Source organism: Acinetobacter sp. XH1741, from assembly GCF_041021895.1.
Classification (GTDB): Bacteria; Pseudomonadota; Gammaproteobacteria; order Pseudomonadales; family Moraxellaceae; genus Acinetobacter.
This window is the reverse complement of the sequence record NZ_CP157428.1, coordinates 1,306,168-1,331,458: the sequence shown is the minus strand read 5'-3', so window position 1 is coordinate 1,331,458 and position 25,291 is coordinate 1,306,168. Positions and strand designations below refer to the sequence as shown.

The 25,291-nt window shown below is 40.0% G+C and carries 24 protein-coding genes; 8 read left to right on the top strand and 16 right to left on the bottom strand.

The features are described 5' to 3' along the window. Positions 1 to 46: 46 nt before the first annotated feature. Positions 47 to 2,113 carry a methionine--tRNA ligase gene (gene metG, locus ABLB96_RS06440; protein ID WP_348895996.1) on the top strand — a complete coding sequence of 689 codons (2,067 nt, stop codon included), beginning with the start codon at positions 47 to 49 and terminating at the stop codon, positions 2,111 to 2,113. 199 nt (positions 2,114 to 2,312) lie between these two features. Here the strand turns inward: metG and ABLB96_RS06435 are convergent, their stop codons facing one another. Next, complete coding sequence (locus tag ABLB96_RS06435) at positions 2,313 to 2,501, bottom strand: NF038215 family lipoprotein (protein ID WP_348895933.1); 189 nt, start codon at positions 2,499 to 2,501, stop codon at positions 2,313 to 2,315. A gap of 162 nt (positions 2,502 to 2,663) precedes the next feature. Continuing rightward, the gene (locus ABLB96_RS06430) at positions 2,664 to 3,287 is read right to left on the bottom strand and encodes a LysE family translocator (protein ID WP_348895934.1); all 624 of its coding nucleotides are present in this window, start codon (positions 3,285 to 3,287) and stop codon (positions 2,664 to 2,666) included. A 178-nt stretch (positions 3,288 to 3,465) separates the two neighbouring features. Between ABLB96_RS06430 and ABLB96_RS06425 the strand changes: the two genes are divergently transcribed. The 5 genes from ABLB96_RS06425 (at position 3,466) to ABLB96_RS06405 (ending at position 9,100) form a co-directional block, all read left to right on the top strand. Continuing rightward, positions 3,466 to 4,035, top strand: a complete 570-nt coding sequence (locus tag ABLB96_RS06425; RefSeq protein WP_348895935.1) for a TetR/AcrR family transcriptional regulator — start codon at positions 3,466 to 3,468, stop codon at positions 4,033 to 4,035. Then, on the top strand, positions 4,032 to 5,675 hold the full coding sequence (locus ABLB96_RS06420; RefSeq protein WP_348895936.1) for an MFS transporter: 1,644 nt from the start codon (positions 4,032 to 4,034) through the stop codon (positions 5,673 to 5,675). The genes ABLB96_RS06425 and ABLB96_RS06420 overlap by 4 nt, the downstream gene beginning before the upstream one ends. A 40-nt stretch (positions 5,676 to 5,715) precedes the next feature. Then, on the top strand, positions 5,716 to 6,837 hold the full coding sequence (locus ABLB96_RS06415; RefSeq protein WP_348895937.1) for an HlyD family secretion protein: 1,122 nt from the start codon (positions 5,716 to 5,718) through the stop codon (positions 6,835 to 6,837). 65 nt (positions 6,838 to 6,902) lie between these two features. Then, on the top strand, positions 6,903 to 7,784 hold the full coding sequence (locus tag ABLB96_RS06410) for a pyridoxal-phosphate dependent enzyme (protein WP_348895997.1): 882 nt from the start codon (positions 6,903 to 6,905) through the stop codon (positions 7,782 to 7,784). A gap of 116 nt (positions 7,785 to 7,900) precedes the next feature. Continuing rightward, positions 7,901 to 9,100 carry an NAD(P)/FAD-dependent oxidoreductase gene (locus ABLB96_RS06405; protein ID WP_348895938.1) on the top strand — a complete coding sequence of 400 codons (1,200 nt, stop codon included), beginning with the start codon at positions 7,901 to 7,903 and terminating at the stop codon, positions 9,098 to 9,100. A gap of 8 nt (positions 9,101 to 9,108) precedes the next feature. Here the strand turns inward: ABLB96_RS06405 and ABLB96_RS06400 are convergent, their stop codons facing one another. From ABLB96_RS06400 to ABLB96_RS06390, 3 genes are all read right to left on the bottom strand, one after another. Next, positions 9,109 to 9,279 carry a hypothetical protein gene (locus ABLB96_RS06400; RefSeq protein WP_348895939.1) on the bottom strand — a complete coding sequence of 57 codons (171 nt, stop codon included), beginning with the start codon at positions 9,277 to 9,279 and terminating at the stop codon, positions 9,109 to 9,111. Between the two features lie 127 nt (positions 9,280 to 9,406). Then, positions 9,407 to 11,101: a mechanosensitive ion channel gene (locus tag ABLB96_RS06395; RefSeq protein ID WP_348895940.1), complete on the bottom strand. Its 1,695-nt coding sequence runs from the start codon at positions 11,099 to 11,101 to the stop codon at positions 9,407 to 9,409. Positions 11,102 to 11,328: 227 nt separating this feature from the next. Then, on the bottom strand, positions 11,329 to 11,556 hold the full coding sequence (locus ABLB96_RS06390; protein ID WP_348895941.1) for a hypothetical protein: 228 nt from the start codon (positions 11,554 to 11,556) through the stop codon (positions 11,329 to 11,331). Positions 11,557 to 11,847: 291 nt separating this feature from the next. Here ABLB96_RS06390 and ABLB96_RS06385 point away from each other — a divergent pair, with 291 nt between their 5' ends. Continuing rightward, on the top strand, positions 11,848 to 12,267 hold the full coding sequence (locus ABLB96_RS06385) for a hypothetical protein (RefSeq protein WP_171073847.1): 420 nt from the start codon (positions 11,848 to 11,850) through the stop codon (positions 12,265 to 12,267). A 34-nt stretch (positions 12,268 to 12,301) separates the two neighbouring features. Here ABLB96_RS06385 and ABLB96_RS06380 read toward each other — a convergent pair whose 3' ends face one another. After that, complete coding sequence (locus ABLB96_RS06380) at positions 12,302 to 13,063, bottom strand: ferredoxin--NADP reductase (RefSeq protein WP_348895942.1); 762 nt, start codon at positions 13,061 to 13,063, stop codon at positions 12,302 to 12,304. A gap of 86 nt (positions 13,064 to 13,149) precedes the next feature. Between ABLB96_RS06380 and gigC the strand changes: the two genes are divergently transcribed. After that, a complete protein-coding gene (gigC, locus tag ABLB96_RS06375; RefSeq protein ID WP_272268386.1) occupies positions 13,150 to 14,037 on the top strand; it encodes a LysR family transcriptional regulator GigC in 888 nt (295 codons plus the stop codon). Positions 14,038 to 14,058: 21 nt separating this feature from the next. Here gigC and ABLB96_RS06370 read toward each other — a convergent pair whose 3' ends face one another. The 10 genes from ABLB96_RS06370 to nuoG form a co-directional block, all read right to left on the bottom strand. After that, positions 14,059 to 14,352 (bottom strand): cold shock domain-containing protein, encoded by a 294-nt coding sequence (locus tag ABLB96_RS06370; protein ID WP_348895943.1) that lies wholly within the window; start codon positions 14,350 to 14,352, stop codon positions 14,059 to 14,061. Between the two features lie 115 nt (positions 14,353 to 14,467). Next, entirely contained in the window at positions 14,468 to 15,103 is a 636-nt protein-coding gene (gene upp / locus ABLB96_RS06365; protein WP_348895944.1) for a uracil phosphoribosyltransferase, read from the bottom strand. Between the two features lie 100 nt (positions 15,104 to 15,203). After that, entirely contained in the window at positions 15,204 to 16,700 is a 1,497-nt protein-coding gene (gene nuoN / locus ABLB96_RS06360) for an NADH-quinone oxidoreductase subunit NuoN (RefSeq protein ID WP_348895945.1), read from the bottom strand. Between the two features lie 2 nt (positions 16,701 to 16,702). Further along, positions 16,703 to 18,301: an NADH-quinone oxidoreductase subunit M gene (nuoM, locus tag ABLB96_RS06355; protein WP_348895946.1), complete on the bottom strand. Its 1,599-nt coding sequence runs from the start codon at positions 18,299 to 18,301 to the stop codon at positions 16,703 to 16,705. A gap of 1 nt (position 18,302) precedes the next feature. Next, positions 18,303 to 20,192 carry an NADH-quinone oxidoreductase subunit L gene (nuoL, locus tag ABLB96_RS06350; RefSeq protein WP_348895947.1) on the bottom strand — a complete coding sequence of 630 codons (1,890 nt, stop codon included), beginning with the start codon at positions 20,190 to 20,192 and terminating at the stop codon, positions 18,303 to 18,305. Continuing rightward, on the bottom strand, positions 20,189 to 20,497 hold the full coding sequence (gene nuoK / locus ABLB96_RS06345) for an NADH-quinone oxidoreductase subunit NuoK (RefSeq protein ID WP_000529822.1): 309 nt from the start codon (positions 20,495 to 20,497) through the stop codon (positions 20,189 to 20,191). The genes nuoL and nuoK overlap by 4 nt, the downstream gene beginning before the upstream one ends. Beyond that, positions 20,497 to 21,015, bottom strand: coding sequence for an NADH-quinone oxidoreductase subunit J (gene nuoJ, locus ABLB96_RS06340; RefSeq protein ID WP_014205902.1), 519 nt, complete (start codon positions 21,013 to 21,015; stop codon positions 20,497 to 20,499). Before nuoJ ends, nuoK begins: the two co-directional genes overlap by 1 nt. Beyond that, entirely contained in the window at positions 21,015 to 21,557 is a 543-nt protein-coding gene (nuoI, locus tag ABLB96_RS06335) for an NADH-quinone oxidoreductase subunit NuoI (RefSeq protein ID WP_348895948.1), read from the bottom strand. Before nuoI ends, nuoJ begins: the two co-directional genes overlap by 1 nt. 18 nt (positions 21,558 to 21,575) lie before the next feature. Next, positions 21,576 to 22,592 carry an NADH-quinone oxidoreductase subunit NuoH gene (gene nuoH / locus ABLB96_RS06330; protein ID WP_348895949.1) on the bottom strand — a complete coding sequence of 339 codons (1,017 nt, stop codon included), beginning with the start codon at positions 22,590 to 22,592 and terminating at the stop codon, positions 21,576 to 21,578. A gap of 3 nt (positions 22,593 to 22,595) precedes the next feature. After that, a complete protein-coding gene (gene nuoG, locus ABLB96_RS06325; protein WP_348895950.1) occupies positions 22,596 to 25,280 on the bottom strand; it encodes an NADH-quinone oxidoreductase subunit NuoG in 2,685 nt (894 codons plus the stop codon). Between the last annotated feature and the right edge of the window lie 11 nt (positions 25,281 to 25,291).

The window sequence follows — 25,291 nt, the reverse complement described above, 5'->3', positions numbered from 1 at the left end:
AGTTAAAATCTTCCACCTTATAAATACGAATGAGAGAATGAAATCCGTGCGTAAAATTTTAGTCACTAATGCCCTCCCTTATGCTAATGGTCCAATTCATATGGGTCATTTACTCGGTTATATCCAGGCAGATATCTGGGTTCGTGCCATGCGGGCAATGGGTCATGACGTGACTTATGTATGTGCGGATGATGCTCACGGTACAGCCATTATGCTGCGTGCCGAAGCAAATGGTATTAGCCCAGAAGAGCAAATTGCGAATGTTCAAAAAGAACATATCCGTGATTTTGATGGCTTCGGCGTACATTTCGATCATTACGATTCAACGCATAGCGATTCGAATAAAGCACGTTCAACTGATATTTACATTAAAAACCGTGAAGCTGGAAATATTGCAGTTCGTCCTGTAACTCAATTATTTGACCCAGAAAAAGGGATGTTCTTATCTGACCGTTTCATTAAGGGTACATGCCCAAAATGTAAATCAGAAGATCAATACGGAGACTCATGTGAAGTCTGCGGCACAACTTATAATGCGACCGAGTTACTTAACCCTCGTTCAACTTTAAGTGGCGCAACCCCAGTTGAAAAATCATCAGACCATTATTTCTTCAAGCTGCCAAATTTTGCAGAATATTTGCAGAAATGGACTCGTGATGAAGGCCGCTTACCTGTTTCAATTGCTAACAAGTTAGATGAATGGTTTGAAGCTGGTTTAGCAGACTGGGATATTTCTCGTGATGCTCCTTATTTTGGTTTTGAAATTCCAGATGCACCAAACAAATATTTCTATGTTTGGGTAGATGCCCCGATCGGTTATATGTCTAGTTTTGAAAACTACATCAAAACTAAACGTCCAGACTTAAACTTTGATGATTTCTGGAAAAAAGACAGCCAAAATGATGTCTACCATTTTATTGGTAAAGATATTGTTTATTTCCATGCTTTATTCTGGCCTGCAATGCTTGAAGGTGCCAACTACCGCACTCCAACAGGCTTGTTTGTAAATGGTTTCTTGACTGTAAATGGACAAAAAATGTCTAAGTCACGCGGTACTTTCATTAAAGCCGAGACTTACTTAGAACATTTAAACCCAGAATATTTGCGTTACTACTTTGCTTCTAAACTTTCAGATAAAGTTGAAGACTCTGACTTGAACCTTGATGACTTTGTTCAGAAAGTAAATTCAGACTTAGTCGGTAAAGTCGTTAATATTGCTAGCCGCTGTGCAAAGTTCATCAATAGCAGCTTTAACAATACACTCTCAGCTACATGCGCTGAATCTGAATTGGTACAAAGCTTTATTGATGCAGGCGATTCAATTGCTAAAGCCTATGAAGCACGTGAATTCTCTACAGCGATTCGTGAAATTATGGCGCTTGCTGACCGTGCAAACCAATACATTGATGAGAAAAAACCTTGGGCACTTGCGAAACAAGAAGGCCAAGAACAACAAGTACTTGAAGTTTGCTCAGTTGGTATCAACTTATTCCGTCAATTAGCAGTGTACTTAGCACCAGTTCTTCCAACTTTGGCGAAGCAAGTTCAAGATTTCTTAAAACTTGAAAGTTTTGATTTTGATTCACGCAAACAAATTCTTGTAAACCATGAGATTGCGCAGTTCCAGCCACTTATGCAACGTGTTGATCCTAAAGCGGTAGCTGCAATGGTCGATGCTTCTAAAGAGTCTTTAGGTGCCCCTGCTCCACAAGCAACAAAAGCAGCTACGAAAAAAGATAAATCTGCTGAGAAAAAAGCAGCCCCAATTCCAGCAGTTGGTGAAGCTGAAATTATTGGTATTGAAGATTTCTTAAAAGTTGACTTACGTGTTGCTCAAGTAGTTGAAGCAGGTACAGTTGAAGGTTCTGATAAATTACTACAACTTACTTTAAACGTTGGCGAAGCTGAACCACGTAATGTATTCAGCGGTATTCGTAGCCAATACGCTCCAGAAGATCTAAAAGGCAAATTAGTGGTTATGGTTGCAAACCTCGCACCACGTAAAATGCGTTTTGGTATTTCAAACGGAATGGTACTTGCTGCCGGAAATGGTGAAGGTATTTTCATTATTTCACCAGATAGCGGTGCAAAACCTGGCGATAAAGTTTCTTAATCTGCCTTAATAAAAAAGCTTCCTTAATTGGAAGCTTTTTTATTTCTAATATCGTAATTTGATAAAAATAAAAATCTTTTAGGCTCTACATTACATGATGGTTTAAAACCAGTTTTCCTAAAACCATTCTGTTTGAATGGTCTAAGGTTATATTCACTTACCACATTTAAAATGTAGTAAGTGATGTATCCATCGGTACTTAATAGTTGGAATGCTCGTGATTATTCGCTTGTAAATCAGAAATCTTATAATCTTTTTCATGAACTGGAGTACCAACAATACTCATGGTTCGTTCATTGGCTGGTTGTTGCTTGCTCATCGTTCTCATCTCACATCCTGTAGTTAAGATGAGAAAAACTACAGAAATGCTCACCATTAGTTTTTTCATAACGTGATCCTCATTTCTTTTTGTTTTATTTATTAAGTTACCACTTTTAAAGAAGTTAAGTACTAAAAAAGATATTTCAATTTGTATATATTTTGCGCAAAAATAAAGCCAGCCTCTATAGAGCTGGCTTTGGATTTTTTAGATATTTTAATTAAAGGCTTATCATTTGAAGAAAATTAGTTTTAAGCCTAATAAAGTAACAATACTTCCAGCAACTCGGTCAACACCAGTTTTTGCTTTTAAATACATTTTTCGAGGCTTTTCTGAAGAAAGCAGCATCGCAACACATGAATACCAACCCGCATCAATCATAAAGCAGATTACTGGTAAAGCCACATAGTAATAACTTGGGATTTCTTTCGGCAGTAAAGCAGTAAAAACACTCGCTAGAACAACTGCAATTTTCGGGTTACTTAACTGAGTAATTAAGCCATAACGATATGCCTGTTTATAAGTCATTTTCGACTTGGCATCATTTTCAATAGCAATCGGTTCTTTGGCATGTTTAATAATTTTAAAAGCAAGCCAAAGCAGATACAGCCCACCACCCACTTTTAAAATTAAATAAGCAGAAGGTACAGCTAACAAAACTGCTTGTAATCCCATAACGGCTAGAAAACCAAAAAGAGCGGCACCTGTACCTGTCCCTAATGCTGTAAATAAGCCATGTTTACGTGATTTTGAAATTGAATTTTGCGCGACGTAAATAAAGCTTGGCCCAGGACTGATCGCTCCCAGCATCAATGCCATCGCAATTGAAAAAAGAGGAACAACGGACTCAAACATTGTATTAGCCTAGCATCATGCAATTGCGCGATATTCTAACAGCTTTTTACAGCAGATATAAAAACGGAAAATATATAAATGATGAAAATTGAATTTTCATGTTTTTACAATTTATCTCTTCACAACGGACAAAAATGTCCGTTAAATATATCACCTTTAAAACTCCCTAACCGATGACATGAGTAAACGTCAAAAAATTGCTGCCCACAATCGGGATGAATTACTCAATGCAGCTGAAGAATGTTTTCGTATTCATGGCATTAATGTGCCCTTACAAATCGTTATTGACCATGCCGGTGTCGGCAGAGCTACGTTCTACCGCAATTTTTGTGATCGCAAAGCTTTAATTAGTGCTCTTTTGGAGCGCGCGATTACACAGCTAGAGCAAAAAGCTGCTCATTTTCAACAATTCGAAGATGGTTTATTTCGTTTAATTGAAGGACATATTGCACAACTCCCCAAGCTCGCAATTTTGCAAGATTTTTGGAGAGTGATTGATCGACAAGATCCAATTATGTTAAAAATTTATGAACGGCGGAATAATGCACTTAAGCCACTGATAGAAAATGCGATAGAACAAAAATTGTGCCGGGCTGATCTAACTGCTGATGACTATGCAATGGTCACTGCAATGTTAGGTTCTTCATTTCAGGGACATGAACCTGAAGAACAGACCCGCTTAGCAAAACGAGCACTTGAATTATTATTTCATGGTTTTCAAGTACAAAAAATTCGAGGGATAGAATGAGTAAAACGCCTCGTTATTTAGAAACACCACCCGACTGGACACCAGAAGAACAACCGACTCTGCCTGGCTCTCCAGCAGCGATTGCACATTCTGTACCTAAACGTTTTATCTATTTTTTTATTGGACTATTCGTTGCTCTTTCAGCAAGCTTAAGTAATGGCTTTATCACGGCAAATTTACCTTTAATACAAGGTGAATATGGACTGACCCCTTCCGAAGCTGCTTGGCTCCCTGCTGCTTATGTTATGGCAAATGTCAGTTCAAACCTGATTTTGTTTAAAGCCCGACAACAGTATGGCTTAAGAGTATTTTCAGAAATAGGACTCGTGATTTTTATTGCGGTTCTGGTGCTGCACATTTTTGTACATACCTACGAAATGGCGCTATTCGCGCGAGTTGTTGCGGGTTTAGCAGGCGCACCACTCAGCTCGTTAGGTATGTATTACACCATGCAAGCTTTTAAAAAAGCAGACATGGCAAAAGGCATATATATCGCTTTTGGTTTTCAACAGCTAGGTGTTCCCCTCGCTTGGATTATTTCTCCATTTCTTGTGAGTACAGACAGTTGGTCTGTTCTTTACACATTTGAGCTTGGTTTAGCAATTTGTTGTTTAGCCATGGTGGTTTCATTGAAATTACCACGTAGCTTACGTATTTATGTTTTTGAGAAACAAGATTTCTTTACCTTTGCTTTACTAGCCCCAGGTTTTGCATGTTTATGTATTGTACTGACGCAAGGTCCAATTCTATGGTGGTTTAATAGCGTATGGCTTGCTTACATTTTAATTGCTGGCTTTAGCTTAGTTGTTCTTGGTTTGCTTTATGAACACTATCGTGCCAATCCATTAATCATGACACGCTGGTTAGGTACTGCTTCAACCTTACGCTTTATTTTTGGTGCTTTTGCTATTCGACTTTTAATGTCCGAGCAAAGCTATGCTGCTGTTAATTTTTTAAAAGCTATGGGAATGGGCCCTGATCAGTTTGTACCGCTTTATGTTGTGATATTCATTGGTATTTTAAGCGGAACATTATTTAGTGCGCTTACTTTTTCACGCGAACGCATTATCTTCCATTTACTGTTTGCTGAGTTTTTAATTCTGGTGGCCTGTGGCCTAGATTATCACCTAACCAGTGATGTTCGACCTGTAAACTTCTTTGCAAGTCAGTTCTTAGTCGGCTTTGCTGGTGGTTTATTTATTGGACCATTACTGCTTATTGGCTTTGCACAAACACTTGCTAAAGGTCCTTCATATGTGGTGACTTTTATTGTCTTGTTCTCTGCAACACAAACCTTTGGTGGTCTTGTCGGGTCTTCTTTCTTCTCGACCTATCAACAACACCGCACACAAAACTATCAAGTCGAGATTATTAAAGATTTAGAACAATCCGATCCATTAGTTTCTCAAAGGCTCTCCACTTATCAACGCAGCGCAGCCATCACAACAAATGACCCTAGCTTACAAACCGCTCAAGCTATGCGATCACTTAATCAGGTGGTCACGCGTGAAGCTCAGGTTCGTGCCTACAATGATGTTATAGCATTAAACGGTATTTTTGCCATCGCACTCCTTTTATGGGGTAGTTTTAATATTGCACGTAGTAAATATCTACAACGCAGAGGAATTAGCCGTCCTTAAAGGCTTTCGTTATCGATGAAATAGAAATTGAGATTGATATATGTCAGATGATCAAAACAAACCGGAACAAACACCTGCTCAGGCACCTGCCAACGAGCCAACACCTGCACCTGCACCTGCAAGTAAACTGATTCCTACAAATCGCTCAACCCTATTATGGATGCTGGGTGTGCTTATAGTGGGTATTTTAGTGATTTTATGGGCATGGAGAATTGGACCGTTTGCAACGAGTGTTCAGCAAACTGACAATAGTTATGTCAAAGGTAAAACCACGATTTTATCGTCACAAATTAACGGTTACGTTAAAGATGTATTAGTGAAAGACTTTGACCATGTTAAAAAAGGTCAAGTGCTCATGCATATTGATGCAACCACTTACGACCAAAAAGTAACTCAGGCAGCTTCTGGGGTTGAGCAAGCTAAAAATACTTTAGCCAATCAAACTCAATCTATTGCTCAGAAACAAGCAGATATTGTTGCAGCGAAAGCCAAAGTAGATCAAGCAAAGGCTCAATACGAACTTTCTTTAGCTCAGCTTAGACGCTACCAACAGTTAGGAAATAGTGGAGCAGCTTCTAAATCTGAGCAAGATAAAGCCGCGGCAGATGCTGAAAATAACCTTGCAGCCCTCAAACAGGCAGAAGCAAATGTATTAGTTGCAAACGAGGCATTGAAAACCGCACAGGTTGCTGAAGCAGGCTTAGAAGCACAAGTTTCAAGTGCTAAGGCACAGTTAGATCAAGCACAAACCACCAAAGACTATAGCGTTATTGTTGCCCCTATGGACGGTCAACTTGGTGAGGTAAACCCACGTATTGGGCAATATGTAGCAGCAGGCTCACAATTGCTCTATCTGATTCCACAGCAAACTTGGGTAATTGCCAACTTTAAAGAAACTCAAATTGCCAATATGCGAATTGGGCAAAAAGCATGGTTTACAGTCGATGCAATGAACCATAAAAAATTTACAGGACATGTTGAGCAAATCTCACCTGCTGCAGGTTCAGAATTCAGTGTATTAAAACCTGACAATGCAACAGGTAACTTTACTAAAGTTGTTCAACGTATTGCTGTACGCATCACCATAGACCCAAATCAGGAAGGAATGGAACACTTACGCCCTGGCATGTCAGTGATTACTTCTGTCGATACAAGCTCTTAATCCGCTTTTTAAAGTTCTCTTTAAAACGCTACAATGTGATCAATCATTATTTTTCTCAATTTCTAATGTTTGATCACATTGCCCAACCTATTTCCTACCAGCACATTGAACTCTCTTCATCTGTTCATCTCGACATTAAACGGTTAGATCTAGTTCACCCTCAAATTTCGGGCAATAAGTTTTTCAAACTAAAATACAATTTGCTTGCCGCAAAACAACAAGATTTATCACGTATTTTGACCTTTGGTGGAGCTTATTCAAACCACATTGCTGCAACGGCCTATGCGGCTCATCTTTTTGGCTTAAACAGTATTGGAATTATTCGCGGTGAAGAGTTAGCAAGTAAGCCTCTGAACCCAACACTAGCTAAAGCTCAAAGTCTGGGAATGCAGCTACATTTTGTCTCACGCAATGAGTATCGCTTGCGAGATGACGCAAATTATCTTCAAAAGCTAGGTCATCAATTTCCTGAAACTTTTATTATTCCTGAAGGTGGCACCAATCAGCTAGCAGTACAAGGTTGTCAGGAAATTCTTAGTGAGTATGATTTAGAGCAATATAATCTGATTTGCTGTGCAGTGGGAACTGGCGGAACGATTTCAGGTCTTATTGAAAGAAGTTCAGCACATCAAAAAATTTTAGGTTTCTCGGCCTTAAAAGGTGATTTTTTACAACAAGAAATTAGGCAGTGGACAAAAAAACAAAATTGGTCTCTCACAGATGCTTATTGCTGCGGTGGTTATGCGAAAACGTCACCTGAACTATTAGCCTTTATTGAAAGTTTTGAAGCACAATATGCCGTTCCTCTCGAACCAATCTATACAGGAAAAATGATGTTCGGTCTGATTGATCTTATAAAGAATAATTACTTTTCTGAAGGAACTCGTATTCTGGCAATTCATTCTGGTGGTTTACAGGCCGATATAAGAAATAAATCGCACCAATAGTTCACTCATTTTTAGTTAACGTTTTCTCTACTCTCATAAATGTCTTTAGCACGAGTAAGTGCTGACATGGTAGTATATGCCCCTTTTTAATTTTCACGATTAATCGAGAATCTCTTATGTCTAACAGTCATGTCGATGTCATTGTCTTAGGTGCAGGTGCTTCTGGACTCATGTTGGCCGCACATGCTGCTAAACGAGGGCGCTCGGTTTTAATTTTAGAAAAAGCCAATAAAATTGGTAAAAAGATTTTAATGTCAGGTGGTGGCAAGTGTAACTTTACCAATCTGTATGTAGAGCCTGATAACTATATTTCCCATAATCCGCACTTTGTTATTTCTGCCCTATCACGCTATAGCAACTGGGACTTTATTGGGCTGGTATGTGATTATGGAATTGCCTATGAAGAACGTAAACACGGGCAATTATTTACGCTAAACGGTGCTAAAGAAATTTTAGAGATGTTGGTGAGTGAGTGTAATAAAACCAACAATGTTGAAATTCAAACCCATTGTGAAGTTGGACAGATCGACCCATTAGAACAAGGCGGTTTTTCTGTACACACGAACCAAGGCCGTTTTAGCTGTGAGTCATTAGTCGTTGCTACGGGTGGCTTATCTATTCCGACTTTGGGTGGTTCTGGATTTGGCTATGAACTCGCACAAAAATTTGGACATACAGTTTTCCCAACTCGTGCAGGTCTCGTTCCATTTACTTTTTCAGATCATATTAAAGAAGTGACCACACGCTTAAGTGGTAATGCTTTAGATGTCACGTTAAGCAACTCAAAAAATAGCTTTACTGAAGCATTATTATTTACCCATCGCGGTTTAAGTGGACCAAGTTCCCTCCAACTATCTAACTATTGGAATACTGGGGAGAGTTTTAAAATCGACTTCTTCCCAAGCCAAGATTTAGCAGCTTATTTAAAAGACAAAAAGAAAGCACAGCCTAAAGTTTTATTGCGTACCCTTCTGAATGAATTTACTGCCAAGAGTATTGTACAAGAGCTACAACAACTCATCTGGGCAGAGCATAGTGAAACAGCAATTGGCAATATCAGTGATGCACAGCTTGAACATATTGCCGAGCAGTTACACGGTTTTGCAGTAAAACCATCAGGTACAGAAGGTTATCGTACTGCCGAAGTTACTTTAGGTGGAATTGATACAACCGAAGTTTCATCTAAAACACTCGAGAGCAAAAAGCAGAAAGGACTATACTTTATTGGAGAAGTACTTGATGTGACTGGCCATTTAGGAGGTTATAACTTCCAATGGGCTTGGTCTTCCGCTTATGCAGCAGCGCAATATGTTTAAATGATGAGCTAGTTCTTAGCTTTTGCATCATTTGACGATTTTTCAGAATCACGCTGATGCGATGTTGCCTGTTTTGATGAATTAGATTTGTTAAATACAAATTTATAAGCACTAGCTAAAAAACCTACGGTAATCCCAGCAATTACAACAGGTGCTAAAAAACGACCAGGTTTCTTCATCGTATTTTCCTCACTTATTTGTTTTTATAGCTGTCAAAGACAGAACGACCACTCATATAGAGTGGTCGAACTTATCACAAAAATCAAAGATTTTTTGTACGCTTTATCTGAAAATTAGTTTCACCTACTAAATTTCGTCATTTTCGCCCGTAGAACCAAATGGTTTATTTACCGGTGGTTGTGCTGGGTTTACCTGTGAAGAATCTGCTGGTTTTGAATCAGATGGAACTGGTGAAGTTGTCGTTGTTGGTGAAGATGTGGTCGTTGTTGACGCAGTAGTAGATGAAACTGTACTACCAGTCGTACTACCAGTCGTACTAGAAGGTGGCTGATATAAAGGATTTGGTTGATTTGCTTCTTTTTTCGCTTTATCTAGTAAATCAGATAAAAGTCTTTCCGCTGGTTGACGACCACCCAAACCAAATGCAAGAGCAAAAGCGACAGCAACTGCACCTAAAGTTAAGCCAAATGCAAGGTTCACAATCGAATCGGCAATACCCATCGCTCTTAAACCAAGCGCAAGTACTAAACCAATAATTAAGACACGAACCAAACTACCTAACCAACGCGAACTATTATATTCACCACGTTGAACTACGTTTGCCACAACATTGGCAAGCCAGAAACCAATCACCAAAATTACAGCGCCTAACAGAATGTTTGCACCGAAATGGATAAACATTGCAATCAGACCACTGATTTGTTCGAAACCAAGACGGTCAGCAGCTTCAGAAACGGCAAACAACATTGTAAAGAATACGATTAAACAACCAACCGCATTAGAAACTTTCGTTTGACCTAAAAAGCGTTGTACATCTAATTTTGCAGGGATTTCATCAACACCTGTGCCTGCAATTAGCTCTGCAACTAGGCGACCAACAAAACGAGAAACAATATAAGCAACCAGTAAAATTAAACCAGCAGCAATAATGTTTGGAATTGCCTGTAAAATTTCATTCAGCATCGCTGTTGCTGGCTGAGAAATAGTCTGAATACCTAATGCTTCAAATGCTACGATCAATGTAGTAATGATAATAATGGCAAAAACAAATGAACCTAAGAATTTGCCTACATTAGAATTTTTGAAAAGACCTATTTTTTCCGCTTGCGCTTGAACACCCAAGCTATTAATTAGACCTTCAACAATACCGCGTACAATTTTTGCCAAGATATAACCAACAAAAACGATAACGCCAGCAATGAAAATATTAGGTAAGAAAGCAATTGCCTCATTCACCATATTTTGAACTGGAATGAGTAAGCCTGTTAATCCTAATATCGATAAAACAATTGGAAGGAAAAGTAATAGTACAAGCCAGTAAAGAATTTCACCTATATTCTGACTAATTCCCCCTACGCCCACTTCATTACTTAATTTGTCATCAAGTTGAGTTCTGGATAAAACATTGGTAACTCCTGCCCGCACCAGTCGAGCAACAATCCAACCAATAAAACCCACGACCACGGCAGCAATAATATTCGGTATATAAACGAGTACCTGATTTACCATATTACTGAACGGACCACTGACTCCACTGATGTTGAGCACATTTAATGCAGCAACAACCGCAAGAATCAAAATAAACCAAAATACGACCTTAGAGATAAGGCCTTCTATATTTGGAGCACGTCCTGTAGCTGAAGATAATCTGGCATTTGTATTTACTTTTTGCAGAAGTTTTTTTACACCTGCCGCAACCAATAAAGCGATTATCCAGCCAACCAGTAAGATGACAATAGCAGCTAAAATAGGATGGAACTGATCCCAGTAATACATCGCATCAAACTGAGCGCCGTGAGGGCCATTTAAAAATTCATTCATATTGTTATGTCCTCAATTGTTATGTTCTTTTCAGTGTTATCAATAAATGAAAAACACCTGTTCGTTGTAAAAAATGATAATAAATGTGGTCTGTATCACCTTATGTTTTGAATATTTTTCAATCAACATTCTTCTGCATAAATACAACAAAATATTGCAAAAGATTGCAAAAAAAGCCTTCAGGTCACATCCTAAAGGCTTTCTATCGAGATATACTGTTCGGCTTACTATCCTTTGTAAGTTTTCAAATCAGAAGTACCCATTATTACATGTGGTGCAGTCTCATGTTGAAAAGCTGCTTCTTGTTTTGGTGATTGGTTATGTTCAGAAACCATATAAACAATAAGCGCAAGAAGAAAAAGCCCTACAATAATTAAAATATAAACTGGCAATCTTCTTTTTTTTGCAGTCTCTTCAGGACTCGTCACATGAGGTGGTTTTGAAAAATCATGCATCTTCTTCCCCTCTTCTATTATCATTAACTTTATATTCATCATAACAATTTGATTTGTTGCATTGTGTGAAAAAGCATTATGCGTAGGTGACTATGTTTGCAAAACTCTACTTTTAAAATAATTAAATTAGTATAAAATTTAGCCAAATTAATTTTGACTATTAAAAAAATAATATCTGCTTATTCAAAATATTCATCGAAGTTCGATTTGTAATACAATATGTTTTAGCGCTTACTTTTTATAAAATAGGCTATAATAAGCCCCCTTGTTTTAAAGCTAATCAATTTTATGATGTATCGTCAGCAAAACGTAACACTTGATCTCGACACTGACGTCACGCATCAATGTTACTTACATCAGACGAGAGACGAGCATCTCATTGGTATTATTGAATTTAATAAACCGAGCTATGAACTTAAATGGGGTGATCTCGAGTATTTTCGTCGTCGTACTGAAGAATTTTCAGTGATGCCATTTCCTGACTGCATTAATGCCATGATTGTTGATATTCGTAATATCAATATTTTCTTGGACAATGAAGTTCCGATTTTACCGTGGCGTTTACTTGAAGAAGATTGCCCTGTTCGCTTAGTCGTTCCACAAGATCGTCTTGAACATTATGCAGGTCTTTTTGAGCCCACTTGGCTTTCAACTGATGTAGACAGTGCAATTTCAGAGATTCGTGAATTTATGGATATGTTTGTCCATTAATAAACATATCCATAAAAATTTTATTTTTGAGTTATTACCAATAATTTTCTACCGCAATATTTCCTTCACCACGACGATTCATTGTCAACCCACGGCGTTTTAAAGCCTCTTTGGTATCATCAACCATTTGTGGGTTTCCACATAACATGACGTGACTGGTTGTTGGCTTAAGTTCTAAACCTGCTGCTTTTTCTAGTTCACCATTTGCAATTAAAACAGGTAAACGTTCATGCAATGGCGCAGATGAGTCTCGGGTAATCACTGGAATAAATTTAAATCCCGTATGCCCTTCCCCAAAAGTTTCAGCGATCTCTTGAATACGATCGACATAAGCTAATTCATCTGCTGTACGAACACTGTAGACCAAATTAATCTTTTGATAATTAGACCAAGTCTCAAAGTCTTGTAGCATCGACAAAAATGGTGCTAAACCTGTACCTGTTGCCAAGAGCCATAAATCATGCGGTAAAGGTTGCTGATAACGTGCCAAGGTGAGATATCCATATGGAATTTTTTCCAGATAAAGCTCATCACCAATTTTCAAATGCTGTAAATTCGAAGTAAAAGCGCCGTCGGGCACAACAATTGAGAAAAATTCTAGCGTTTCATCAAACGGAGAAGATACAACCGAATAAGCACGGACAACCAGTTCATCACCCACTTTTAAACCAATACGCGCAAACTGACCTGCGGTAAATTTAAAGTGTGGAGGACGAGTCATGGTAAAGCTGAAAAGTGTTGGGGTCCAACGATGAACTGATAAAACTTTTTCTACGCTAAATTTTTCAATTGACATACTTTCAACGTGGCATGAAATAGTGCGCTCATGTTAGCATGACAGTCGAAATAATGAATACTTTTAAACGTTAAGGCTTTTTAAACATGCGGATGACATTACGCCAGTTGGCTGTTTTTGTAGCAGTCGCCCAAGAAGGAACCGTTACTAAAGCCAGTGATGCAGTCAGACTGACGCAAAGTGCAGCAAGTATGGCTTTAGCCGATTTAGAAGACGGCTTAGGGGCGCCTTTATTTGATCGTTTAGGTAAGCGTCTACAGCTTAATGATCTTGGACGTTTTTTACTGCCTCAAGCATTAGAAATTTTAGGTCGCTGTGAAGCTTTTGAGCAAGCTGCCAAAGGTGAGCTACAGAGTATTGATTTACGTATTGGGGCCACTTTAACCATCAGTGACTATTTAATGCCTGATTTAATGGCAAACTTTTTACAGCGTCATCCAAAAGCACATTTACAACTTCAAGTGGGTAACACACGCCAAATGATTGAAGCCGTAAATCAGTTCCAACTAGATTTAGCTTTAATCGAAGGGTCTTGTCACTTACCTCAACTCCAATGTATTCATTGGCGCGATGATGAGTTAGCTGTATGCTGCTCTCCTGATCATCCTTTAACACGTTTAAATCGCCCACTCACTCCTCAAGATTTTCATGATGTGGAATGGATCTTACGCGAAGAAGGTTCAGGTACTCGTGAAGTCTTCGATAATGCAATATTACAAGATCTACCTGATGCCAACATTCGCTTAACGCTTGGTCACAATGAAGCAATCTTAAAAATAGTGGCTGGCGGTTTAGGAATGTCTTGTATTTCGAAATTAGCAATTGAACCTTTAAGTGAAAAAGGTCAGCTTGTTATTTTAGATACGCCATTTTGGCAACTGACTCGTCCCCTTTATATGCTAGTGCATCGCCAAAAATATCAAGGTCCAGGGCTTAAAGCATTTTTAAAATTCTGTGATGAAGATCAGGCTTAGAGCCTGATCTTCATCATTAACTTAACGTCGGAAATTCGACAATAACTCACTTGTGATCGCTTTATTGTGATCCGCAATTTTATTCTTTTTGGTTTTTGCTGGGTTTGGATCAACACGCTCAATTTTGATCGCTTTAAATTTACCCTGATTATCTGCAGCCAGAAATCTTACTTTTTCATTTTTTTTCGGTTCACCCTCTTCAGCAGGGAAATCAGAAATATGAAAGAAAATATCTCCTTCAGTCGTCGAAATAAAACCAAACCCTTTATCGGCGTTGTATTGTTTTACTCGTCCAATATAAAACTCTTGCTTCATGATCTTTCCCCTATTCTTCCAATGCAATCGTTGCGGTAAATAAAAAAGAGACTCACAATTCCGTCTTTAAAATTATACGGTTTAATGAAGTCTCTTTTTATTACTATTTCAAAAATTAATCTTTTTGAACACTACCAAAAATCTTGTCGCCAGCATCGCCTAAACCAGGAACAATATAACCTTGCTCATTTAAGCCATCATCGATAGACGCTGTATAAAGCTGAATATCTGGATGTGCTGCTTCTACTTTTGCAATTCCTTCAGGAGCCGCAACTAGTACCATAACACGAATATCTTTACATCCACTTGCTTTTAGCACATTGATTGCAGCAACCAAAGAGTTACCGGTTGCTAACATTGGGTCGATGATCATTGCAATACGATTAGCGACATCTGGTACTAACTTTTTATAGTAAGTACGAACTTCTAGGGTTGCTTCATCACGCTCAAGGCCCAACACACTTACTTTTGCACTTGGAATCAGGTTAAGCACACCATCAAGCATACCGATACCAGCACGTAAAATCGGCACAATCGTTATTTTTTTACCAGCAATACGCTGCGTAGTAACATTACCAGCCCAACCATCAATCTCACAATCCACAACTGGTAGGTCTTTGGTCGCTTCATATGTCAATAACATAGTCACTTCTTGAGCAAGCTCACGGAAATTCTTAGTACTAATGTCAGCACGACGTAATAAACCTAATTTATGACGAATAAGTGGGTGACGAATTTCTTGAATGGCCACAGATGTTACCTAAAAATATAAAAACGTATTTATTATAATCTTTTTTTAACTATCAATAAAAAAAAGCCTCCATATTTGGAGGCTTTTTTGTACACAAGAATTATTGTTGCTGTGAAAGCATGAAATGTAATGGAGATAAAATTTCTGCTTTTAATGCCAAGTTAATCATTGGATCAGGATATACACCCAAAATGATTACTAATGCAGCAGCAGCTAATACCATTAAACCACCCACTTTTTGTCCCCAATGAGCATCAGCATCGATACGAGGAGTTTCAGGTGGAGTCATGTACATCACAACCATCACACGTAAGTAATAGTACAAACCGATACCACTACCTACAATAATTACTGCAGCCAAGAACCAGTGTTGAGTCGTTACAGCAGCCATAACAACAAGGAACTTACCAATGAAGCCTGCTGTTAATGGAATACCAGCCAAAGATAACATCATGACTGTTAATGTTGCTGTAAGTACTGGACGACGCCAGAACAAACCACGGTAGTCTGCAAGACTTTGAGCTTCATCTACATTGTTATATGGACTAGACATTAACGCTACCGCACCAAAGGCACCGATTGTCGTTAATACATAAGTCACCACATACACAGTTACGCTGCCCAAGCTTGCATATGTCATGCTAATTAAAGCAATTAACAAATAACCAAAGTGAGCAATAGATGAATAACCCAAAATACGTTTTAAGTTCACTTGACGAACAGCAAGCAAGTTACCGACTAAAATTGACAATACAGCAATGATTGTCAAAACAGTCACTAACGAGTTCACCATAATTGCGCCAGAAGCAAGCAAATAACGAACAAACAAACCAACCGTCGCAACTTTAGCAGCAGTCGCTAAGAAAGTTGCCATTGGAGCTGGAGCACCTGCATATACATCTGGTGTCCACTTATGGAACGGTGCAAGCGACAATTTGAATGCAACAGCAAAAATAATGAGTGCTAAACCTAATAACACCATTGGCTGTCTGATTGCTCCAAATAAAGCTTGAACAGAATCATAGAATGAAAGTGAACCTGTATAAGCATAGATGTATGCCATACCCATCAACAACATTGCAGAAGCAGTTGCCGAAAGTACAAGGTATTTAATACCAGCTTCGAGCGACTGACTACGTTGATATGTATAAGCAAGTAAGCCATATATAGGAATCGACATTAACTCAAGGCTAATGAAGAATGATGCATAGTGAGAACTTGCAACCATCAACATTGCACCTGCTACAGAAGCAAGTAACAAAAGATATAATTCTTCACGGTTGTCTTTATAAGTCTCAATGTAAGCATGAGACAAAGTACAACACGCCAAAGATGCAACTAAAATCATGAACTGATAGAACATGGTAAATGGATCAACCATAAACATGCCCATCACATTTGCCGGTACAAATTTACCGCCAAATAGTTCTAACAAGATATAAAGTGCAGCAAGGTTTAAACCAACAACAGACGTTGTTGCGATTAAATTATGGTTACGCTTAATTGAGATTAACAACATAACGACGACTGTTGTTAAAGCAACAATCATCACTGGTGCTAAAGGCATAAGCGTAGCGAATGATACTGTGAAGTTCATGATTATTGGATCTCCACATGGTCAAGTTGAGTAGCTGTTTGCTGAACAGTTTCAACGACTTCTTGTACTGGTACATAACTATTGACGAACCACTGCATACTTGAATGAGATACATCCAAGAATGTTTGTGGATAGATACCAAGCCAAACGAGACCAATCGCACAAATCATCAAAATACCAACTTCACGAGCAGATAAGTCTTTCAATGGACTAGCGTAGTGTTGCTTTTGTTCAGGGTTCGGTTCACCAAATAAAGCACGGTGAATCAAGATCAAGCCATACAAACCTGCAAATACAAGGCTGATAGAAGCAAGAATCGTGAAGACAGGATATTTATTAAATGAACCCATCAAAATCAGGAATTCACCAATAAAGTTACCTAAACCTGGCACACCCACAAGAGCAGCCACGAAGAACATTAAGAAAAATGGTAAGTACTGAAGCTGGCCACGAAGACCACCCATTAAACGTAAATCACGTGTATGTAAACGTTCATAGATTTGACCAGACATAATGAACAATGCAGCTGATGACAAACCATGTGCCAACATCATGATCATTAGACCTTGGAAGGTCAAAATATTACCTGCATAGATTGCAAGTAAAATGAAACCCATGTGTGAAATCGACGTATACGCAAGTAAACGTTTCATATCAGTTTGCTGGTAAGCACACCAAGCGCCGTAGAAAATACCAATCAAACCGAAAATAATCGCAATATCTGCGAACTGTGCAGAAGCTGCCGGGAAGAATGGAATTACAAAACGAAGCAAACCGTACGCTGCTGTTTTAATCAAGATACCCGCTAAGTCTACAGAACCTGCTGTAGGAGCTTGAGCATGCGCATCTGGTAACCAGCCATGTAATGGGAATACTGGTAACTTCACTGCAAAACCAATAAAGAAGCAGATCATGAAACCATACGCAAAGCCAGCAGGTAAACGATTCGCTACAGCTAATAAATAGTTGTAATCAAAACCGATCATACCAGTCATCATGTAACCATAGACCACAAGGCCAAGGATACCGATTAACATTACTAAACCAGCGATTTGAGTATATAAGAAGAACTTAGTTGCAGCGTAAACACGTGAACGGCCGTTTGAACCTTTGTGACCCCATAACGCAATCAAGAAGTAGATTGGTACAAGCATCATCTCCCAGAAGAAGAAGAATAGGAACAAATCGATTGCCAAGAACACGCCAATCACGCCACCTAAACTCCATAATAAGTTTAAGTGGAAGAAACCGACATTCTTTTGAATCTCACCCCATGAACAACCAACAGCAAGTACACCCAGTAAAGCTGTTAATAACACCATGAGTAAAGATAAACCATCCACAGCTAAGTGAATGCCAATACCAAGAGATTGAATCCAAGGTAAATAGAACTCAGCAGTCCAAGTTGGGACTTTTGAACCCATCTCGTAGCTGTAAGTTCCACTTTGCCAAAGTGCAAGACCGAGGCCCAAAGTAATGAGCATACCAATTAAGGCAATCCAGCGTGGCAAAGTTTTGTCGAGTTTATCGACTAACCAACAAGTAAAACCTGCAATGAACGGAACAAGGATCAGCGCGGGTAAAATTAAATTGTTTTCCATTTTATTTCCCCACTACCTGAATAACGATCAAGATCATCAATAACACCACTACACCGAGTGACATGCTTGATGCGTATTCACGCAATGAACCTGTTTGACGTGAGCTTGTAAAACTGTTTCCGCCTTTAACAAGCGCAGGAAGCACAAGCCACAAGCCATCAATTGGATCACGACCAAATAGTTTGGCGAAGAATAAATAAGGTTTAACAAAAACGATGTCATACAACGCGTCAAAACCAAATGCAGTACGACAAATATGAGCTAAGCCAGCACCAAGACTTGTTTTTGCAAACGATTTTACTGCACCGTAAGCAAATGCAAACAAACCAATACCAACTGCTAAACCAACAAGTGCAATACCAACTGCTAAGTGTTCTGCACTATGCATGCCTTCTACAAATTGTTCAGCTACATGAAATTCAGGAATTTTTGCAGTATTTAAAATGCCTGCTACTGGAGCTTTTAATACAGCACCCACGAAAGTAGACAATACAGCCAGGATACCTAATGGCGCCCAATACGTTGCACCCTTAATCTCATGGTAATGCGTATTTTCTTTACCGAAGAATACAACCCAGATTAAACGGAACGTATAGATTGAAGTCAGGAACGCACCTGCTACACCAGCCCAATATAAGCTGTGGTATAGAGCAATTGATTGACCTTGTACCCAAACTTCACCAAGAATCGCATCTTTAGAGAAGAAGCCGATTGTTAAGAATGGAATAGCTGCTAATGCACCACCACCAATCGCGAAACATGCAAACAGGAATTTGTTCTTGTAGAACAAACCGCCCATTTTGAAAATATTTTGTTCGTGATGGTAAGCAAGAATAACTGCACCAGAAGACAAGAATAATAATGCTTTGAAGAATGCGTGAGCCAACATGTGGAACAAGCCAGCTTGATACGCTTCAGCACCTACAGCCATGAACATATAACCTAACTGACTCATTGTTGAGTAAGCCAAGATACGTTTGATGTCTGTTTGTACAAGAGCTGCAAAGCCTGCAACTAATAAAGTTACAGCACCTGTTACCGAAATGAACTGCATCACCTGAGGCGCAAGCTCAAATACGCTGAATAGACGACAGCACAAGTACACACCAGCCGTTACCATCGTTGCTGCGTGGATTAATGCAGAAACAGGTGTTGGACCTGCCATCGCATCTGCCAACCATGTTTGCAATGGAATTTGAGCAGATTTACCAGCCGCACCCAAGAACAACATTAATGCCGTCCAGATTGTAAGTGACGAACTCTTCGTCATTACTTCTGCTGCATGTTCAACGATGTACTGAGTATTTAGCGTACCAAATTGTTGGTAAAGCAAGAATAAAGCGATAAGTAAGAATACGTCACCTACGCGGGTAACTGTAAATGCTTTGATCGCTGCCCAACCATTTGCAGGGTTTGCATAATAGAAACCGATGAGCAAATAAGAGCAAAGACCTACGCCTTCCCAACCTAAGAATAACAACGCTAAGTTGTCACCTAATACAAGCACAAGCATGCTTGCAACGAACAGGTTGAAGTAAGAGAAGAAGCGCGCATACCCTTCTTCACCACGCATGTACCATGATGCAAAGATGTGGATTAGGAAACCAACACCAGTGATCATGCCCATCATGAGTAAAGATAAGCCATCTAAATGTAAGCTAATGCCAGGAGCGAAACCGCCAACATTGAACCATGTCCAAAGGTTTTGAACAAAAACCTGCTGGCCGCTGTTGGTAAATGCCATACCAGCAATTAATGCAAATAATGCAGATAAACCTACAGAACCTACACCAATAATTGCTGCAACATTTTCAGAGAGCTTATCACGCCCTGCCGCCAATAAAATAAAACCGATTAGCGGAAATAATACTGTTAGATATAAATAACTCATCCGCGCATCTCACTAGCAGCATCCACATCCAAATGATGGAAGCGATGATAGAACTGAAGGACAATCGCAAGACCGATACACGCCTCTGCCGCAGCAAGGGTTAAAATCAGAATGAACATTACTTGTCCATCTGGTTGTGCCCATACGCTACCCGCAAGAACGAATGCCAACGCAGCAGCATTCATCATGATCTCAAGGCTCATTAACATAAATAGTAGGTTGCGTCGCACCATTACACCGTAAAAACCGAGTGCAAAAAGAATGGTCGCAACAATCAAACCATGTTCTAAAGGGATCTGGCCCATTATTCTTTTTCCTCTTCTGCACCTGGTTCACGTTTACCTAAGTGGTATGCTGCAACAAGGGCTGCTAGCAACAACATCGCGGCAACTTCAACCAATAATAAATAGTGTGTAAAGAGCGCTTGACCAACAACTTTTGGTCCAATTACTTGTGCGCCAAGTGGTGCAGAGATGGTTGTATATTCACCACCAAGCATCCAAACTAAAAGCAAGCCAAGTAAAAAGCTCATAAGTGCTGGATATGCCCAAGCATCTGAAGAAAGCCATTTACGCTCTTGTTCAACCGTGTGTTGCCCTAAGTTAAGCATCATCACAACGAATACGAACAAGACCATAATTGCACCAGCATAAACAATGATTTCGAGGGCGCCGGCAAACGGCGCACCTACGATCATGAAAATACCAGCAACAGCAAGTAATGAAACAATCAGACTCAGCAATGCATGTACAGGGTTCGTGTTAGTAACTACACGAACCGTAGAAACGATGGCCACGAGCGCCATCAAATAAAACGGCCACATCATGGTAATAGACTCCGTACATCGATTGGTGCACTTTCTTTTTGTGCTTGACCTTTCTCTTTACCGTTAATTGCCATACCGGTTACGCGGTAGAAGTTGTAGTCTGGATATTTACCTGGACCTGAAATGAGTAAGTTTTCTTTCTCATATACAAGGTCTTGACGTACGTATTCGCCTAACTCGAAATCTGGAGTCATTTGAATCGCTGTTGTTGGACATGCTTCTTCACACATACCGCAGAAAATACAACGAGAGAAGTTGATACGGAAAAACTCCGGATACCAACGTCCATCTTCTTTTTCAGCTTTTTGTAATGAAATACAGCCAACCGGACACGCAACCGCACAAAGGTTACATGCCACACAACGCTCTTCCCCGTCTGGGTCACGCGTTAATACGATACGACCACGAAAGCGTGGCGGCACAATCTGTTCAGCCGGTACTTCTGGATATAAAATCGTGTCACGTTTACGTGTTGCATGGCTAAATACCATGAGTAACGTACGTACAATCGATCCGAATCCAGCTAGAAATTTATACATTTTGTACTCCCTGCTGTCCTAGGCCTGATTCATCAGAATCACAGCACCAGTCACTAACAAGTTGACCAACGCCAATGGCAAACAAATTTTCCAACCAAAGTTCATGACTTGGTCATAACGTGGACGCATTAAAGAACCACGTGCCAATACAAACATCATGACGAAGAATGCTGTTTTAATCACAAACCAGAATACTGGTGGAATAAATGGAATTTCTAAATTGAATGGCGCTAACCAGCCACCAAAGAATAAAGTCACGATCAATGCAGAGATAAGTACAACGTTGACATATTCAGCAACGAAGAACATACCCCATTTCATACCGCCATATTCGACATGGTAACCTTCAGCCAATTCTTGTTCTGCTTCAGGTTGGTCAAATGGGTGACGGTGAGTTACCGCAACACCAGCAACCACAAAAATCAAGAAACCTAAGAACTGTGGAACGATGAACCAAACATCACGTTGTGCTTCAACAATTTCACGAAGGTTAAATGAACCAGCGATTGCAACCACGCCCATTAATGAGATACCCAAGAACACTTCATAAGAAATTGTTTGAGCAGCTGAACGTAAACCACCGAGTAATGAATATTTGTTATTTGAAGCCCAGCCACCAAATAACACGGCATAGACTGCAATACCTGCCATTGCCATAAAGAACAATAGACCGATGCTCATGTCAGCAACACCCAATGCAGGGCTTACTGGAATAACCATGAACGAAAGCACCGCAGTTGCCATCGCAACTGCCGGAGCTAAACGGAATGTTAATTTATCAGCAAATTTTGGAGTCCAGTCTTCTTTGAACATGATCTTAAGCATGTCGGCAACGATCTGGAACATACCGCCAGGACCAACACGGTTTGGACCATAACGGTCTTGCCACCAAGCAAGTAAACGGCGTTCAATAAAAGACATCAACGCAGCAACAAGAACAACTACAAGCAAAATAACCACTGCTTGCACTACAGCATAGGCAATTGGCCAGTTCTCAGCCCAAAGTGGCGTTTGACGTATAATTTCTTGATTCATGAATTACACTCCTAATGCCACTGAAACAGGCTCAGCTAACGATACTGTCGGCGCTAAACCAACTGGGTAACCGATATAACCTGTAGGTAAATATTCAATTACTTGTACAGGTAAGCTCACTGTCGTTTCGCCTGCTTTCACTGTAATACGTTGGCCTTCTTGTAGGTTCAAACGAGTTGCATCTTGTTCGCCCACAGCAAATACAGCCTCAGGAATACGAGTTTCCATTGCAGGTGTTTTAATCGTGAATTCACCAGAACCAAAGATATGATGCATTGGTACAAGACGGAAACTTTCAGGGTTTGCAACCACCGCAGTTGGAGCAACATAGCTACGTGCTGGACGTTTTGCTAAACGATCGAATAAACGAACGCCTGAATCACCACCTTTTAAGTGACCACCCACTTCATCTTGGTATTTGTTCCAAGACTGTGGAGAGTTCCAACCCGGAGCCCACGCAAACGGTACAAGTGAAGATGCTTTTTGTGGACCAACATAACCTTCCATAGAGAATGTTAATGCTGAGTCTGGATCTGTTGGTTGTTTAGGTTCATGAACCGATAAAGGTGCACGAATTGCTGTACGACCAGAATAACGACGTGGTTCACGCGCAATTTTCAAACCATGTACACGATAGCCTGCATCTGGTGCAACATCTTGAATTGCTTCAAGTACCGGAACATTTTTAACGATAGTTTCGATAACGTCATCAAGCAATGTCCAATCAACTGGCTTACCTTTAAGACCAGTTTCAATGGCATGCAACCAACGCCAAGATTCTTTAATCGCATATTCAGGTTTGTAATAGCTTGGATCGTAAACTTGGTAGAAACGCTGCGCACGACCTTCTTGGCTTACAACAGTACCATCACCTTCAGCAAAGCTTGCTGCTGAAAGAACGATATCAGCCTGTTTCACAGTTTCTGTTTCGCTGTGATCAAGTACGATAACTGTTTCAGCTTTATCAAGTGCTGCTTTAACTTGAGCAGCTGGTAAGCGACGGAACAAGTCATTTTCAACAATAACAAGTGTGTCGTAGTCTTGAGCAAATGCTTGTTCAAGGCTTAAACCGCCAAACAATGCCAAGCCCATAGAGTTCACTTCAGGAACAACAAGGCTTAAACCAGCTTTTGAACCAAGGTTTTGCGTTAACTCTGCTGCTGCTTCCATAATTGAAGCATCTTGCAAGCTTGTACCCGCAATAATTAACGGTTTGTTTGCTGCTTTTAAAGTGTCTGCAATAGTTTGAGCAAATGCTTTTGCATCGTCATCTAAACCACTTACAACTTCACCTTTAACTGCCGCAGCCACCGCAAAACCTAAACGCGCGATGTCGTTTGGAGATGCAACAACTTCACCAGTTGCAACATCAGCAAGACGAGTTTGAGTTGCAGCCAAAATATAGATCGGAGATTTTGCTTCCTGACCAATACGTTGTACAGGCTCAGCTAACCAATCTGGTGTACGTGTTTTTGCAGCCATTTCGCGAGCTTTGTTTTTCGCAGCTTGACGAACTGACAATGCCATACGAGGTGCAGTTTGAGTTAAATCTTCACCCAAAATTAATACTGCATCGTAGCTTTCAATTTCACGCATGTTCGGGTTGTAAATACCCTCTGTTTGCATAATTGAAGCTGCAAGCTCAACAAGATTTTGCTCTTTTTGTGCAATACCTGTTGAGTAGTTTGCTTGGCCTACAAGCTCACGCAATGCATAGTTTGATTCTAAACTTGCACGTGGTGAACCGATACCTAAAACCTTTTTGCCTTCAAGTTTCGCAATTGCTTGATCTAATGCTTGATCAACAGAAACAGTTGCTACTGTTTCACCATTGCGGAATTGTGGCTGACGTGGACGGTCTGCACGGTTTACATAACCTGTGCCAAAACGGCCTTTGTCACAAAGGAAGTATTGGTTAACCGAACCATTGAAACGGTTTTCTACACGACGGATTTCGCCATAACGCTCACCCGGAGAGATGTTACAACCTGAAGAACAGCCATGACACACGCTTGGTGCATATTGCATATCCCATTTACGGTTATAGCGCTCTGAATGAGTCTTGTCGGTAAATACACCTGTTGGACATACTTCAGTCAAGTTACCAGAGAATTCAGACTCTAAAGTACCTGATTCTGGACGACCAAAGTAAACACGTGATGCATTGGCATATACACCAAAGTCCGTACCACCAGCATAGTCTTTGTAGTAACGAACACAACGATAACAAGCAATACAACGGTTCATTTCATGCGCGATGAATGAGCCGAGCTCTTGGTTATAGTGCGTACGTTTTGTAAAACGATAACGACGACGGTCATGACCTGTCATTACAGTCATATCTTGTAAATGACAGTGACCACCCTCTTCACATACTGGACAGTCGTGTGGGTGATTCGTCATTAAGAATTCAACAATAGACGCACGGAAATCCGTTGCTTCTTTGTCTTCAATCGAGATATAGGTATTGTCAGATGCTGGCGTCATGCATGACATTACAAGACGTCCGCGCGTATCTTCAGGATTTGCATACTGAGTTACGGCACATTGACGGCAAGAACCAACCGAACCTAAGGATGGATGCCAACAAAAATATGGGATGTCGATGCCCAGACTCAAACATGCTTGTAGCAAGTTTTCCGAGCCGTTGACTTCATACGATTTTCCATCGACATGAATTGTAGCCATAGTCGAATTCC

What these genes read in the sequence shown, in the direction of transcription:
- ABLB96_RS06435 (WP_348895933.1), bottom strand. Translation starts at nt 2,501, where the DNA reads ATGAAAAAACTAATGGTGAGCATTTCTGTAGTTTTTCTCATCTTAACT.
- ABLB96_RS06430 (WP_348895934.1), bottom strand. Translation starts at nt 3,287, where the DNA reads ATGTTTGAGTCCGTTGTTCCTCTTTTTTCAATTGCGATGGCATTGATG.
- ABLB96_RS06425 (WP_348895935.1), top strand. Translation starts at nt 3,466, where the DNA reads ATGAGTAAACGTCAAAAAATTGCTGCCCACAATCGGGATGAATTACTC.
- ABLB96_RS06420 (WP_348895936.1), top strand. Translation starts at nt 4,032, where the DNA reads ATGAGTAAAACGCCTCGTTATTTAGAAACACCACCCGACTGGACACCA.
- ABLB96_RS06415 (WP_348895937.1), top strand. Translation starts at nt 5,716, where the DNA reads ATGTCAGATGATCAAAACAAACCGGAACAAACACCTGCTCAGGCACCT.
- ABLB96_RS06410 (WP_348895997.1), top strand. Translation starts at nt 6,903, where the DNA reads ATGTTTGATCACATTGCCCAACCTATTTCCTACCAGCACATTGAACTC.
- ABLB96_RS06405 (WP_348895938.1), top strand. Translation starts at nt 7,901, where the DNA reads ATGTCTAACAGTCATGTCGATGTCATTGTCTTAGGTGCAGGTGCTTCT.
- ABLB96_RS06400 (WP_348895939.1), bottom strand. Translation starts at nt 9,279, where the DNA reads ATGAAGAAACCTGGTCGTTTTTTAGCACCTGTTGTAATTGCTGGGATT.
- ABLB96_RS06395 (WP_348895940.1), bottom strand. Translation starts at nt 11,101, where the DNA reads ATGAATGAATTTTTAAATGGCCCTCACGGCGCTCAGTTTGATGCGATG.
- ABLB96_RS06390 (WP_348895941.1), bottom strand. Translation starts at nt 11,556, where the DNA reads ATGCATGATTTTTCAAAACCACCTCATGTGACGAGTCCTGAAGAGACT.
- ABLB96_RS06385 (WP_171073847.1), top strand. Translation starts at nt 11,848, where the DNA reads ATGTATCGTCAGCAAAACGTAACACTTGATCTCGACACTGACGTCACG.
- ABLB96_RS06380 (WP_348895942.1), bottom strand. Translation starts at nt 13,063, where the DNA reads ATGTCAATTGAAAAATTTAGCGTAGAAAAAGTTTTATCAGTTCATCGT.
- gigC (WP_272268386.1), top strand. Translation starts at nt 13,150, where the DNA reads ATGCGGATGACATTACGCCAGTTGGCTGTTTTTGTAGCAGTCGCCCAA.
- ABLB96_RS06370 (WP_348895943.1), bottom strand. Translation starts at nt 14,352, where the DNA reads ATGAAGCAAGAGTTTTATATTGGACGAGTAAAACAATACAACGCCGAT.
- nuoN (WP_348895945.1), bottom strand. Translation starts at nt 16,700, where the DNA reads ATGAACTTCACAGTATCATTCGCTACGCTTATGCCTTTAGCACCAGTG.
- nuoM (WP_348895946.1), bottom strand. Translation starts at nt 18,301, where the DNA reads ATGGAAAACAATTTAATTTTACCCGCGCTGATCCTTGTTCCGTTCATT.
- nuoL (WP_348895947.1), bottom strand. Translation starts at nt 20,192, where the DNA reads ATGAGTTATTTATATCTAACAGTATTATTTCCGCTAATCGGTTTTATT.
- nuoK (WP_000529822.1), bottom strand. Translation starts at nt 20,497, where the DNA reads ATGGGCCAGATCCCTTTAGAACATGGTTTGATTGTTGCGACCATTCTT.
- nuoJ (WP_014205902.1), bottom strand. Translation starts at nt 21,015, where the DNA reads ATGTGGCCGTTTTATTTGATGGCGCTCGTGGCCATCGTTTCTACGGTT.
- nuoI (WP_348895948.1), bottom strand. Translation starts at nt 21,557, where the DNA reads ATGTATAAATTTCTAGCTGGATTCGGATCGATTGTACGTACGTTACTC.
- nuoH (WP_348895949.1), bottom strand. Translation starts at nt 22,592, where the DNA reads ATGAATCAAGAAATTATACGTCAAACGCCACTTTGGGCTGAGAACTGG.
- nuoG (WP_348895950.1), bottom strand. Translation starts at nt 25,280, where the DNA reads ATGGCTACAATTCATGTCGATGGAAAATCGTATGAAGTCAACGGCTCG.